The organism is Thalassotalea mangrovi (assembly GCF_005116735.1).
Taxonomy (GTDB): domain Bacteria; phylum Pseudomonadota; class Gammaproteobacteria; order Enterobacterales; family Alteromonadaceae; genus Thalassotalea_A; species Thalassotalea_A mangrovi.
In genome coordinates, this window is the sequence record NZ_SWDB01000011.1 from 49,079 (window position 1) to 63,913 (window position 14,835).

Here is a 14,835-nt window from a genome sequence, read left to right on the forward strand (position 1 = left end):
ATTGTCATTTATCGATACCGAGAGGTAATTTAACGACTTTTCCTTTTCATCCATCACTCAATTAGATAACGTAACCTTGCATTAAATAAGGAAGTAAACAGATTATGAAATTGAATTATTTGCCCCTCCTGGGAGCGGTAATGAGTGTTACCGTAACGGGTAATGCCGTAGCAAAATCCTTCGAACAGGCATATCAGGATATCTCTGACAAGGCTTTACATCAGCACGTTAAAATCCTCGCTTCTGAGGAATTTGGTGGTCGCTTGCCGACCAGTCCTGGTGAACAAAAGACCATGGACTATCTGACGGAACACTTTAAAAAAGCGGGTTTCCAGGGTGGCTTTAATGGCAGTTTTTTACAGCCGGTCGAGCTCACCGAAATCACTGCCGATGCTGATATGGAACTGACGGTTAAAGGTAAAGGGCAAACCCTGACCTTTAACTATGTTGACGATATGGTGCTTGGCACATCGCGAGTCAGCGCCAAAGAATCGATTGTTGACTCGGACATCGTATTTGTTGGTTATGGTATCAATGCGCCAGAGTACCAGTGGAATGATTACAAAGACTTAGACGTAACCGGCAAGACCGTGGTGATGTTAGTCAACGACCCGGGATTTGAAACGCAAAATCCGCATTTGTTTACCGGCAGTGCCATGACCTATTACGGTCGTTGGACCTATAAATATGAGGAAGCGAGTCGCCAGGGCGCGGCGGCGGCCATTATCATTCATGAAACGGCACCGGCTTCTTATCCCTGGTCTGTTGTTACTAATGGCTGGACTGGCCCACAATATGGCTTGTACCGGGAAGATAAAAACATGGGTCGAGTCGGTCTTGAAGGTTGGCTAACCCGAGACACCGCGGTTAAATTGTTTGCACAGGCAGGTCTTAACTTTGACGAGTACAAGAAAAAAGCCCTGCAAGGGCCAATTGCCAAACCGTTAGGGCTAACAGCCAGTGCGACAGTGAAAAGCTCGCTGAAGCGCTCCACGTCAAATAACTTCATTGCCACCCTACCTGGCAGTGAAACCCCGGATGAGCAAATTCTGTTGACGGGTCACTGGGACCATATCGGCACCGATGAATCCCTGGAAGGTGATCAGACCTATAATGGCGCTCACGACAATGCAACAGGTATCGGTGGTATGATTGAAATCGCCAAGGCCTTCGGTTCACTCGATAAAGCACCGAAGCGGTCGATTACCGTTATCGCTACCACCGCCGAAGAACAAGGCCTGCTTGGTTCACGCTATTATGCACAAAACCCAGCCTACCCACTCGATAAAACCGTTGCGGTATTTAACCTCGACAGTCTTAATATTCTTGGCCAGACCAAAGATATGATCGTGCGAGGTATGGGTAAGTCGGAAGTCGAAGACTATCTGGCAACAGCCGCAGCAAAACAAAATCGCAAGCTGGTTAAAGAAACTAACCCTGCCGCAGGCAGTTATTATCGTTCCGATCATTTTAATTTCGCCAAACAAGGTGTGCCAGCAGTGTTCGCTGGTGGCGGTACCGTGCCAATCAATGATGAGGTAGCCGAATATCGTGAAAAAGTGTTGCCGGAAATGCGCCGTTGTTATCACCAACTGTGTGACGAGTATGATTCGAGCTGGGATTTACGTGGTGCGATTGAAGACTTACAGCTAACATTCGATGCGATGTTCAATGTGGCCAATTCCAAAGACTGGCCAAAATGGTCGAAAACCAGTGAGTTTCAACGTAAGTAACCTGCACTCTTAGCTGGTAAATCAATTGTTAATAAAAAGTTGAATATTTATTCTAATTTATAGCCAACAGCTATTGATTTTTACGTATAAATATTAGACATTCAAAGGCAGCCTACATCAAAGGCTGCCTTTTTTATTCTGGAACAGAAAGCAGTAGTGTGTTGATTACCCCTTTGGTTTAACAGTCATTTCCCTTTCGTACTGTCCTTAACAAAGAATAAAATAACGTGATTTCGAGATAATGGTAAAAGGAGTAACACCAGCATGTGTTCAATTTTCTGTGTTTTGGATATTCAGGGTGATGCAACATTATTGCGCGAACAAGCCCTGCAATTATCCCGCCTGTTAAGGCATCGTGGGCCGGACTGGTCTGGTGTATACGCCGATGACAATGCAATTTTAGTTCATGAACGTCTGGCAATTGTCGATACCGAAAATGGCGCCCAGCCTCTGTATAACGCAAATCGAAATCACGTATTAGCGGTTAATGGCGAAATTTATAATCACACACAGCTGGAACAGGATGTTAGCCCTAATTACCAATTTCAGACAAAATCCGATTGCGAGGTGATCCTGCCATTATATGCCGAGCACGGTAGTGACTTCATCGATAAGTTACAGGGCATGTTTGCCTTTGTTTTGTATGACAAAGAAAAACAGCGCTATCTGATAGCACGTGATCATATCGGTATTATCCCGCTTTATACCGGCGTTGATGAACATGGTAACTTCTACGTAGCTTCGGAGATGAAAGCCCTGGTACCGGTTTGTAAGACGGTCAGCGAATTTCCTCCGGGTCATTACCTGGACTCGTCTGAGGGTGAAATCAAGCCTTACTATCAAAGGGATTGGCAGTGCTATGATGCCGTCGCTAATAATAATACCGACCTGGAACAGTTACGTGATGGTCTGGAACAGGCAGTCAAATCACACCTGATGACCGATGTGCCCTACGGTGTATTGTTATCAGGCGGCCTGGACTCCTCCCTGGTATCGGCGATCACGCAAAAGTTTGCTTCCCGCCGGGTCGAAGAAAATGACCTGAGCGATGCCTGGTGGCCGAAAGTCCACTCCTTTGCCGTCGGCCTGGAAGGTTCTCCTGATTTGCAGGCGGCGCAAAAAGTCGCCGATGCCATTGGTACCGTGCACCACACCATGCACTTCACGGTTCAGGAGGGAATCGATGCCCTCAAGGAAGTGATTTATCATCTTGAAACCTATGATGTGACCACCATCAGGGCCTCGACTCCCATGTACCTGATGGCACGTAAGATTAAAGCTATGGGCATTAAAATGGTGCTATCCGGTGAAGGCGCTGATGAAATATTTGGCGGTTATTTATACTTCCACAAGGCTCCAAATGCGAAAGAGTTTCATGAAGAAACGGTTCGAAAGTTAAGCAAGTTACATATGTTTGATTGTCTGCGAGCCAATAAGGCAATGTCTGCCTGGGGTGTTGAAGCTCGGGTGCCATTTTTGGACAAAACCTTTCTGGATACGGCGATGCGCCTTAATCCTCAGGAAAAAATGTGCGTTGACGGGAAAATTGAAAAGCATGTGCTGCGCGCGGCTTTTGAAGGTTACCTGCCCGCAGAAATCTTGTGGCGCCAGAAAGAACAGTTTTCTGATGGTGTCGGTTACTCGTGGATTGACAGCCTGAAAGAGCACGTAGAAAACGAAGTCAGTGATCAACAACTGGAAAATGCTCACTTTAAGTTCGAACACAATACCCCGCAAACCAAAGAAGCCTACTTCTATCGCAGCATATTTAGCGATCATTTCCCACTGGATTCTGCGGCCAAGTGCATTCCCGGAGGAAAGTCGGTCGCCTGTTCAACGGAAGCGGCATTAGCCTGGGATGAAAGTTTTAAAAACAACGCGGATCCGTCCGGTCGGGCGGTACTAAACGTTCATAATCAGAGCTACAAGTAGCTGGTATTGCGGCGGGAATGACGGGAGTTAGTTGGTGTATATCGTCAACTAACTCCACAGAAGTCTTTCTATTGATCTTCTTCGTCTGGTTTTTGATCTAACACGCAATGTTCCGCGTAGTCGGCGGCTTCATTGGCGCTCCAGTCAGCTTTTGGCTTCTCTTTCATTTTCGCACACCATTCGTCTGAGCCTACCTTAGGCTGACAACCTACCATGAATAAACCGGCGATTAATGCTAAAAGTATCTTGTTCATAATTGACCCTGTAAGTTAAATTGTCGTTAAGCCATCCAGGCACCGATCCTTGCTGCGCAAAACTACGCTTCTCAGCATGCCAGGCCTATCGGCAATGACATCTGAACTACTCAGCGAGAATTTACAGCCCTCATACAACCTTAGCAGATATTATCCTTAACACGAGTTTATTATAATTTTGTTGGTGATTTTACATAATAAAAAGATGACGTTATCGCATTTTATCAGGTTCAGGACCAGTCTCTTGGTGCGTTCATATCGCATTTTTTACAATTAATTCGAAAACCTATTTTTCGTTTTCGTCCTTCATCACTGATCACCCAGGAACGATTTTGCCATGGCGGATTGTGGCGCACGTGCTGATGGTGCCCACAAGCAAGTTTGGCCAACCAGTGCTCATCTTCATCCAGCAAAAAACCTACAATTGCCTGTTTCATCGTTTACTTCTACTACCTTTTCTTTATACCAATTCCATTAAGTTTATGGACAGCTCAGAGTTAGGGCCGTAATTGGGCCTCTGACAATCTCCCACTATGTGGAATTGGTATTACCTGTTACTGTTATTGTTACTCGGTCGTATCGCCAATCCGTTTTATCGGCAAGCAGAGGATTCGATAATCGCCTTTGTGACCGAGCAATATTTTCAGCAGCCATCACCCATAAGCTTAGTTAGCAATGTTCGGTTGTAAAACCGTTGAGCACAAATTATTCATCTAGACTCTAAGCTGTACGTTAGTTGCATTCCCGGCAATAAAAGTCATGTTGTTGGTTTGCTCGTTCTCAGGTGGTATTCATGATGTTCAGGTACCTGACTTTAACTTTGCTGGTGGTCGCCTGGCACAGCGTTGCCAGCAATATTTCTATTCGTACCAGCAATCTTGACGAGGAACAGCAACAGAAAGTTGAATCCTGGCTGCAACAGGGATTACAGGCTGTTGAAACGACGCTCGCACCAATACCTCAACCAGCGATCGATATTCGCGTCAAAGGTGCAAGTGAGGCAATGGAGCCGGTTCCATGGGGTCAAATTATTCGCAATTCGCCGATACAGGTATTGCTTTATGTTAATCCACGAATGCCGCTTACCGCATTTATCGATGACTGGACCTTGTACCATGAACTGTCGCATCTATATTTTCCTTATCTTGATTACCCGAGTTTCTGGTTAAGTGAAGGGTTTGCTACCTATCTACAATACCTTGCCATGTATCAGGGCCGGATCATCGATCGCAGTCAGTTTGTCGAACGCATACAACAAGGACTGCTCAGGGGCATGCATACGACCAGGGACAAACCCGGTCGTCTGAGTGATGTCAGTGCCGATATGTGGCAGACAAAAGCCTTTAAACGCGTGTATTGGAGTGGTGCTGCGTTTTTTATGGAAGCTGATTTACAATTAATTGAACAGGGGCAAGACCTGACCGAACTGGTCGCTACTTTCAGTCATTGCTGTTTAACCGAACAGATGACCGGGCAGGAATTAGTGAGGACGCTGGATGTGATCAGTGATACTGAGATATTCAGCCAGCTTTTTGCAACCTATCGATATCGTCGCGACTTTCCTGATATTTCCGCCAGGCAGTTACATATACTGGCTAGTCATTATCATTAATGCCAGCATCTGGCTCTTGTTCTATACACGAAGGTGGCGGGCAGCCAGTTATTGTTAACTAAGGCGTGTTCTCAAACCAATACGGTTCCGGTTTAGCCGTTAACATTGCCTCAAATTGTTGATGAAATACGCTCCACAGAGGTTCACCATTTGGAGTAGCGACATTACGCCCCTGCTTGCGAATATGCTTCAAAGGCACCCAGGCGACTCCGGAAGTTTCATAATAACCGGGATCATTGGGAAGTTTTACCCGGTCATATGCACTCAAATCCAGATCGTCATTAACGGCGATAACAAAGGTAATGTAGTCGCCCTTTTCAGTAGCATTGGCGTAGGACTTTGCATCCTTTACAGCAGAGTGTAATAACGCCTCATCTAGCAATAGTCTCGATTCTTCCAATGTTTCACGTACCGCCGTCTGGCGTGGTGATTCACATTGCGAATCAGCCTCAGTTAATGGTTTGGGGCCACCACCAAAGCTGGTCCAACCGCGACCCCGCTCATAGGCTAGCAGCAGATGAACCTCACCCTGGGAATCTATTTTGTATACCGTGGTGCCGGCACCAATAAAACCTGGGTTTTGGCAGTTACCGCCATGCAGGCCGTAGCCGATAATGGCAACGACCAAAAAGACCGCACAGCTCAGGGAAGCCCATAATTTCAAACGTATCTCCCTGAACATGTGCATCACCCCTTAGTCGAGACCATCAACAATGCGTTTGATAAGGTCAGGACCTTCATAAATAAATCCGGTATAGACCTGCACCAGAGATGCTCCGGCGGCTAATTTCTCTCGGGCTGCAGCGGCAGAATTAATGCCACCGACGCCAATGATCGGCATCTTACCCGCCAGTTCCTCAGCCAGCAGTTTAATCACTTCAAGGCTTTTTTCCCGCACCGGTACACCACTTAACCCGCCCATTTCATCGCCATGGGGTAATTGTTCCACACCATCCCGACTTAAGGTCGTGTTGGTTGCGATCACAGCATCAATCTTGTTGTTTACCAGGCATTGGGCAATGCCTTTCACTTCTTCCGCGCTTAAATCCGGTGCAATCTTTACTGCCAACGGAATATACTTGCCATGCTTTTCGCTCAATTGCGACTGGGTTACTTTCAACGCCGCTAACAACTCATTAAGTGCATCGCCATATTGCAGAGCTCGTAGGCCCGGGGTATTAGGAGAAGAAATATTGACGGTAATGTAATCGGCAAATTCATAAACCTTGTGCATGCAGTGGATGTAATCATCCTTTGCATTCTCTTCAGCAGTATCTTTGTTCTTACCGATATTGATCCCTAACACACCATTAAAACCGGCTTGTCGGGCTTTTCGCACCTGTTCGACCAGATAATCGACACCATGGTTATTAAACCCCATGCGGTTAATAATCGCCTGAGCTTGTGGCAGACGGAAGATACGCGGCTTATCGTTACCAGGCTGTGGTCTTGGGGTCACGGTCCCAACTTCTACAAAGCCAAACCCTAACGCTGAGAAACCACGAATACATTCACCATTCTTGTCCAAACCAGCAGCCAGCCCGACAGGATTAGGAAAATCAATGCCCATCACATTCACCGGCTTACTGCCTACCTTTGAGCCATAAAGGCCTTTCAGTGCGGGTGCCGCGGATGATTTAAACATTTTGATAGCGACATCATGTGCCTGCTCTGCATCCAGTTTGAATAAAAATTTACGGGCGATGGAGTAAAGCATAATTCCTCAGACAAAAAAAACTCACCATTAGGAGGTGAGTTTAACATTAAATTCAAAGCCCTGTTGATGTTTGCCAGGGCTTTTTCGTAGATTTTTCTACATTACCCAGGCTTGCCTGATACCAGCAAGCCTGATGTTCGTGCTTAATGAAGATTAGGATCGCAATGATGCGCTAATAACATTAACTCCCGTAAGCCAACTGAGAATTTCGCGAATTCATGGATCTTAGTGGTTCTGAAATCCGCCAGGATCTGGTGCCAGCGCTCCAGTGGTTGCTCCGAGCGTTGTTCCCAGTTATCGATCATCTTTTCGATATCGCTTAACTCTGGATTCAATCGTAACACCACCGAGGTTAAAGAGCGTTGCTGCCAGTCCAGCTCTTCGCGGAATGACGCTCGTGCCAGTGCCTGCCAATGGTTGCCAACCGGTTGATTGGTAATTTGGTCAAGGAACCAGTGTAAGTGTAAACGCACACCCAACGAGAAGTATAACTGCGCCACCAATTCAATATCACGGCCATCCTGACAGGCAATCTGAGCGATATCCATAACCGAGAATAAGGTGCTTAACTGAGAAATTCGATTTGCCAGATCAGCCGGCACATTTTCATTTAACAGCTTGGACTGTAACTCATTCAGTTCACGGGCTTCTTTATCGACCAGGAATTTATCCAGTTTACCACTCAACACCTTGAAGGTTGGCTGATAAAAATCTACCGCTTGTTCGATGCTGAAAGACTTATTGCGATGACGCAGGAACCAGCGGGTTGCACGACGAATGGTACGACGCAGTTCAAACAGCATCTCGCTTTGCACGCTTGCCGAAACCTTGTTATCGAGGGCTTCAACGGCCTCCCAGGTCTGCTCCATTTCAAATACGGCGCTGGCCATGGCAAAACACATGGCAATTTCTTCCACCGATGAACCGGTTTCTTCCTGCATGCGATACACGAAGTTAGCGCCCATCAGGTTACACAACAGGTTGGCAAGCTGAGTGGCAATAATCTCCGCTTTCAACGGGTGATTTTGCATCTGCTCGGCATAGCGCTCCTGCAGCTGCATTGGAAACGCATTATTCAGCAACTGTCCAAGATATGGATCGTTGGTAATTTGCGGGTGTACCAACTGTTCTTTTAACACCATTTTGCCGTAAGCAACCATGACCGAAAGTTCTGGACGGGTTAAGCCACGTCCCTGAGCGATTCGATCATTAATTTCCTCGTCAATTGGCATAAATTCCAATGCCCGATCCAGTTTTCCTTCACGTTCCAGATACTGAATGAAACGCTGGTGCTCTTTCAGGTTTTTGCCGCCACGCGATTCAGTAATTGAAATCGAGTTGGTCTGACGATAACAGTCTTCCAGAACAATATCTTCTACCGCATCGGTCATGTCATAAAGAAGCTGATTACGCTGTTTCAGAGTCAGGTCACCACTTGCAACCAGTCCATTTAGCAGAATTTTGATGTTAACTTCGTTATCGGAACAATCTACACCGCCAACGTTATCAACAAAGTCTGTATTCATTCGACCACCATTAGCGGTGTATTCAATACGACCTAACTGGGTACAACCTAAGTTACCACCTTCACCAATAATGCGGGCGCGAACTTCTTTACCGTTGACACGTAATACATCGTTTGCACGATCACCAACTTCCAGGTGACTTTCGCTGCTACCCTTGATGTAAGTACCAATACCACCATTCCAGATCAGGTCAACCTGCATTTTCAATGCTGTCTGGATCAACTCATTCGGTGCCATGGTCGCCTTTTTAGTGCCCAACATTTTCTTCATTTGTGGGGTAAGCTTGATCGATTTTGCCGCACGGGAGAATACCCCACCACCTTCAGAAATCAGATCGGTATTGTAGTCTTCCCAGCTTGAACCCGGCAGGTCGAATAAACGCTGACGCTCCTGGTAGCTGCTCGCAGCATCCGGTGTTGGATCGATGAAGATGTGCATATGGTTAAAGGCAACCTGCAGGCAAGTGTGCTTGGATAGCAGCATACCATTACCAAATACGTCACCAGCCATATCCCCTATCGCCAGACAGGTAAAGTCGGTGCTTTGACAATCGATGCCGATTTCACGGAAGTGACGTTTTACCGACTCCCAGGCGCCTTTTGCCGTGATACCCATTTGTTTGTGGTCATAACCAACACTACCACCAGATGCGAACGCATCACCAAGCCAGAAATTGTATTCTTCGGAAATGGCATTTGCGGTATCGGAGAATGTCGCCGTTCCTTTATCTGCAGCGACCACCAGGTAAGTATCATCGTCGTCATGGCGAACCACATTGTCCGGATGGACAATTTCACCGGCAACGATGTTGTCGGTGATATCTAGCAGACCACGAATAAAGGTGCGATAACACTCTTTACCGGCTTCAAAAATATCCATCCGCGTGCCACCAACCGGCAAACGCTTACAATAAAAACCACCTTTCGCACCAACCGGTACGATCACCGTATTTTTAACCTGTTGCGCTTTAACCAGGCCCAGGACTTCAGTACGGAAATCTTCACGTCTGTCAGACCAACGCAGACCACCACGCGCGACTTTGCCACCGCGTAGGTGCACACCTTCGACATCTGGTGAGTAAACAAAGATCTCATACTTAGGTAATGGCTTAGGCATTTCCGGAATTAATTCAGGCAACAACTTAAAGGAAATGTAAGACTTGGTTTCGCCATTTTCCTTCGGTTGGAAATAGTTAGTGCGCACGGTAGCATTAATAATTTCCACATAACGGCGAATGATACGGTCATCATCAAGGCTGGCAACATTGTCCAGTGAAGATTCGATGTTTTCCAGAACCTTAGCGATAGCCTTGTCTTTTGATTTATCCGACGGCGCAAATTTCAGTTCAAATAATTTGATCAGCAGCTCGGCGAACCCCGGATAGCGCGTAAACGCATCTTCAATGTAACTTTGACTGAAAGTTGATCCGATTTGCTGCTGGTACTTAGCGAACGCACGTAAAATCGAAACTTCGCGACCGGCCAGGCCGGCACCTAAAATTAAACGGTTAAAACCATCATCTTCCAGTTCACCATGCCAGACTTTCGCAAACGCATCCTGGAACAGGTTCTGCACCTGTTCCAAATCGAAGGCTTTCTCGGACGTCAGCAACATCGAGAAATCCAGGATCCAGCACATTTCACCATCGCTGTTTACTACCGAATACGGGCTCTCACCAATGATCCGCAAGCCGAAATTTTCCAGCATAGGTAACACATCGGATAAATGCAGCGGCTCACCTTTATGAAACAGCTTCAGTTTCACAAAGCGGCTGTCGGCTTTTTCTTCAAGTGGCTGATAAAAAAGCATTTCCAGTGGGTTTTCTGCGGTCACTTTCTCCAGCTTGTCGATATCGACGATGGCAGTACCAGGTAATACTTCGTGTTTATAAGCCTGTGGGAAGCCAGAGTACTTGCGACGTAACATTTTGCCCTTCGCTTCCCCTTTATTCATTCTTAAGGCACTGGCCAGTTTGTCATCCCAGCCGCTTGCAGCCGCATTCAGATTGCGCTCAATTTCCTTCACATCAATATCCGCTTTTGTTTCTTTTACTCTTACTATGTAGTGGGTACGGGCCTGCACCGATTCTGAGAAGAAGGTCGTAAACTCAACTTCTTCATCACTGCCAAAGGCTTGTTTTAATATTTGTTGGGTGTCGATACGCAACTGGGTGTTATAGCGATCCCGTGGTACGTAAACCATGCAGGAATAGAAACGATTAAACGCATCACGACGGACAAATAATCCAGTCAGGTCTCGCTCCTGCATTTGCAGTACACCGCGTACTGTCTGCAACAATTCTTCTTCGCTTGATTGCAGGATTTCATCTCTTGGATAGGTCTCAAGAATGTTAATCAGGGTTTTGTAGGCATGCGACGATGGTGCATAACCCGATTGCTCACACACACGTTTTACTTTGCTGCCAATCAACGGCAAATTAAGAGCGCTGTCGTTGTAAAAAGAAGAGCCAAACAACCCAAGGAAGCGCTCTTCACCGATGATATTGCCGTCTTTATCGAACTTCTTAATACCGATGTAATCCATATGGGCAGGACGGTGCACACGAGAACGGGAATTGGTTTTAGTCAACAGCAGCAGGTTTTTGCCGATTGCCAGCTCCCGTGCTGAACCGCTTAGCTCAGACAATAACATCGGCTTACTGGTTGTCGATTTTCGTAACAGACCCAGTGACGTATCTAATTTGCCTTCTATAGAGATATTACCTTCGACGCGTTTCACCTCATAAGAGCGATACCCCATGAAGGTAAAGTGATCGTTGGCTAGCCAGGATAACAATTCTTTCGATTCACGATAATCCTGCTCGGAAACGATCGATTTGGCATCCGCCATTTCTTTGATGCACTGTTCGAAACGCTTTTTCATTGGCTGCCAGTCGTCAACCGTTAATGAAACGTCCTGATACACGGAATGTAATTCTTCGGTTAGCTCGTCGATTTGTTGCTGTTCGGTCAAACGATCGATTTCAATGAAAAATACCGTTTCGGTAACACTGTTTTTCAGCTTGGTGGCGCCAGCTGCCATATCGATAACCTGCCCTTTATCATCGCGAACAATGTTCATTGGGCAGTTCAGGATCAGATGTGGGAAAAGATTCAGTCGATTTAACGCGATCCGGGTTGAATCTACCAAAAATGGCATATCCTTGATGATCACCTCGATAACCGTGTGGCTGGACTTCCAGCCATGCTGAGACACCTGAGGATTCAGAACCCGAATAAATGGTTTATTGTCAACCTGCGCATTCAAAGCTTTCCACAAGCTTAAGGTAGCGCCATAAACGTCACTATCATTACGCAACGCCAGGTCTTCTTTGGAGATATTGGCATAAAGTAAGTCGGTGAATTTGTCGAGCAATGGAGCGGTTTCGGGTGGAACTTTGTCGTGAATTAACGCTGAAACATTTTTAAAAAGCACAGAAGATTTATTATCTAGTGACGCCATGCTTGAGTATCCTCTGGTTTGGCAAATGAAATTGACTACTAAAACTTTCAATCAATTCGTCAAATTTCTTTTTATTTTGGTATTTAGAATAGTCTATTGCGCGAATTCTATTAGGAAAAATAAGGGATTGCGAGCACTTTTTTAGAGTAAAGATACCAATTTGGATAAGGCCTGGAGAACAAAACCGTGAATTATTCAGTGGCCATAAATAGAAAATGGCCCTAAGGCCATTTTCTTGATTATTTATGCAACAGTTTTATAAGAAATTATTTACTTTTTCAACTTATCTCGCCATAGGTATGCGGAGATAGCCGGAAGCAGAATAATTGCTGCTAACATATTGACCAGGAACATAAAGGTTAACATGATACCCATATCGACCTGGAACTTCAGCGCCGAGAAAAACCAGGTAGAGACACCGATTGCCAGGGTCAGACCTGTGATCAGTACCGCTGAACCACGTTCTTTCAGTGCCGCCAGATATGCCTGCGGAACACTTTCCCCGGCGCGGATGCGTTGACTCATGGTCGATAAAATATAAATCCCGTAATCGACACCGATGCCTACCCCAAGGGCAATAACCGGCAAGGTCGATACGGTCAGACCGATATCCAGATACGTCATTAACGCCTGTGCCAGTGTTGAAACCACATACAATGGCAGAATCACAGCGATCGTTGCTTTAATCGAGCGGAACGAGATTAAGCATAATAAAATCACCGCACCGTAGACGTACAACATCATCGGGGTCTGCGCTTCTGCTACCGCTTCATTGGTTGCCGCCATCACACCGACCGGACCGGAAGCCAGCTTAAATTGGATCTTATCGGTGCCTAGTTGCTGGCGATACTCTTTCACCGCGGCAACTACGCGATCGATTGTTTCCGCTTTGTGATCTTCAAGGAACAGGATAATAGGCATCGCCGAACAATCACGATTCAACAAACCACTGGTGGTTGGTACCCGGGCAATAGACTGCACCAATGATTGCTGGTTTCTCGACAACACTTTCCATTTTTGGTTGCCTTCGTTGTAACCAGAGTTCACCACTTTAGCGATACTGGCCAGCGATACCGCCGATTGCACACCAGGAATATTCTCCATGCGCCATTGCATTTCATCGACAACATCGAGAACCTCATGATAAATGCATGAGTCCTGGAAGGTCTCAACCACAACTGACATGTAATCAACACTAATTGCATATTTATCGGTGATTAAGAAGGTATCCTGGTTATAGCGGGAATCTTCGTGCAAGGCAGGAGCACCGGCATGTAGTTCACCGATTTTAAGTTTTTGTCCCTGGTACTGGCCCCAGAAATACAACAGAGCGGCGACAATAATGATCAACGCTGCAGGTTTTGGCGACGTAACAATATTCGCTTTTTTCCATAACAGGCGCGCCATCAGTTTATGATCGGCCGTTTCGACAATTTGTTTCTGCTCTTCCTGATCAAACCGGACGAAGGAAACAAGCACAGGTAGTAAAAACAGGTTAGTAAAGATAATTAACGCCACACCCAGTGAAGCGGCAATTGCCAGTTCGCGGATAATGCCGATATCAATCGCCAATAAGGTCAAGAAGCCAATGGTGTCTGACAACAAGGCAACCCCACCAGGAATCAGAAGCTTGCGGAAACTTAACTGAGCGGCCTGTTTCGGATTATTACCATTGGCAACCTCACGAGATACCGAGTTGATCATCTGTACGCCGTGACTGACACCGATTGCAAACACCAAAAAAGGCACCAGGATAGACATCGGGTCGAGGCCGAATCCTAACCAGGATAAGACGCCCATCTGCCACACCACTGCAATTAATGAACAGGCAATTGGTAGAATCGTCAGCGTAAACGAGCGGCAGAATAAATAAACCATCACCGCCGTAATGGCGATAGCGATAGCAAAGAAGGTCACTACTCCCTTGGCGCCGTCAGCAATGTCACCGACCATTTTGGCAAAGCCAATAATATGAATACTGATACCGTCTTTCTCGTAGACGTTACGAATTTCGTCTTCAAGTTGTTTGGCAAGCTTGAGCGTATCGAGCTTTTCACCGGTTTGCGGATCGATTTCCATGAGCGAGGTCTTTACCATCGAACAGGTATAATCGTCGGAAACAACGCTACCAACAATGCCCGCCTTTTCGATATTGGCTTTAACCACCTGCAGGTCTTGTACACTACCATCAAAATCGGCTGGAATAACCGGACCACCGGCAAAACCATCTTCGACCACTTCAACGAATCGTGTTGATGGTGAAAATAATGAATTTACCTGAATGCGATCGACACCGGGAATAAAAAACAGTTGGTCATGAACGCCGCGTAAGGTGGTAAAGAAGTCGGTGGTAAAAATATCACCTTCGGTATTACACACCGAAATTAACACATTATTGGCACCACCAAAATTTTGCTGGTGCTTTAAATATGTTTTCATATATTCATGGTTCAGCGGAATATTTTTTTCGAACGATGCATCGAGGCGAATCTGCGTCGCATGTACGAATAAATAGGCGGTGATCAGCAAAAACAGGCCGATTACCCCAAAGCGGAATCGAAAGATATTTCGTTCGAAGTGATTGTATAAGCTCTTCATT

General features: G+C 46.2%; 9 protein-coding genes. 3 read left to right on the top strand and 6 right to left on the bottom strand.

Features of this window, described 5'->3' with window-relative positions:
* Positions 1–104 precede the first annotated feature (104 nt).
* Both E8M12_RS06315 and asnB read left to right on the top strand, forming a co-directional pair.
* Positions 105–1,733 carry a M28 family metallopeptidase gene (locus tag E8M12_RS06315; protein WP_136735253.1) on the top strand — a complete coding sequence of 543 codons (1,629 nt, stop codon included), beginning with the start codon at positions 105–107 and terminating at the stop codon, positions 1,731–1,733.
* A 264-nt stretch (positions 1,734–1,997) separates the two neighbouring features.
* Positions 1,998–3,665, top strand: a complete 1,668-nt coding sequence (gene asnB / locus E8M12_RS06320; RefSeq protein ID WP_136735254.1) for an asparagine synthase B — start codon at positions 1,998–2,000, stop codon at positions 3,663–3,665.
* A 68-nt stretch (positions 3,666–3,733) separates the two neighbouring features.
* Here the strand turns inward: asnB and E8M12_RS06325 are convergent, their stop codons facing one another.
* Both E8M12_RS06325 and E8M12_RS06330 read right to left on the bottom strand, forming a co-directional pair.
* On the bottom strand, positions 3,734–3,919 hold the full coding sequence (locus tag E8M12_RS06325; RefSeq protein ID WP_136735255.1) for a DUF3012 domain-containing protein: 186 nt from the start codon (positions 3,917–3,919) through the stop codon (positions 3,734–3,736).
* 230 nt (positions 3,920–4,149) lie between these two features.
* Complete coding sequence (locus E8M12_RS06330) at positions 4,150–4,356, bottom strand: DUF3565 domain-containing protein (protein WP_136735256.1); 207 nt, start codon at positions 4,354–4,356, stop codon at positions 4,150–4,152.
* 356 nt (positions 4,357–4,712) lie between these two features.
* Between E8M12_RS06330 and E8M12_RS06335 the strand changes: the two genes are divergently transcribed.
* Positions 4,713–5,531, top strand: a complete 819-nt coding sequence (locus E8M12_RS06335) for a M1 family metallopeptidase (protein ID WP_136735257.1) — start codon at positions 4,713–4,715, stop codon at positions 5,529–5,531.
* A 58-nt stretch (positions 5,532–5,589) separates the two neighbouring features.
* Here E8M12_RS06335 and E8M12_RS06340 read toward each other — a convergent pair whose 3' ends face one another.
* The 4 genes from E8M12_RS06340 to E8M12_RS06355 form a co-directional block, all read right to left on the bottom strand.
* Positions 5,590–6,195: an NUDIX hydrolase gene (locus E8M12_RS06340; RefSeq protein WP_136735258.1), complete on the bottom strand. Its 606-nt coding sequence runs from the start codon at positions 6,193–6,195 to the stop codon at positions 5,590–5,592.
* Positions 6,196–6,225: 30 nt separating this feature from the next.
* On the bottom strand, positions 6,226–7,248 hold the full coding sequence (gene pyrD, locus E8M12_RS06345; protein WP_136735259.1) for a quinone-dependent dihydroorotate dehydrogenase: 1,023 nt from the start codon (positions 7,246–7,248) through the stop codon (positions 6,226–6,228).
* Between the two features lie 143 nt (positions 7,249–7,391).
* Entirely contained in the window at positions 7,392–12,236 is a 4,845-nt protein-coding gene (locus E8M12_RS06350; protein WP_136735260.1) for an NAD-glutamate dehydrogenase, read from the bottom strand.
* A gap of 270 nt (positions 12,237–12,506) precedes the next feature.
* Positions 12,507–14,834: an efflux RND transporter permease subunit gene (locus E8M12_RS06355; RefSeq protein WP_136735261.1), complete on the bottom strand. Its 2,328-nt coding sequence runs from the start codon at positions 14,832–14,834 to the stop codon at positions 12,507–12,509.
* Position 14,835 lies beyond the last annotated feature (1 nt).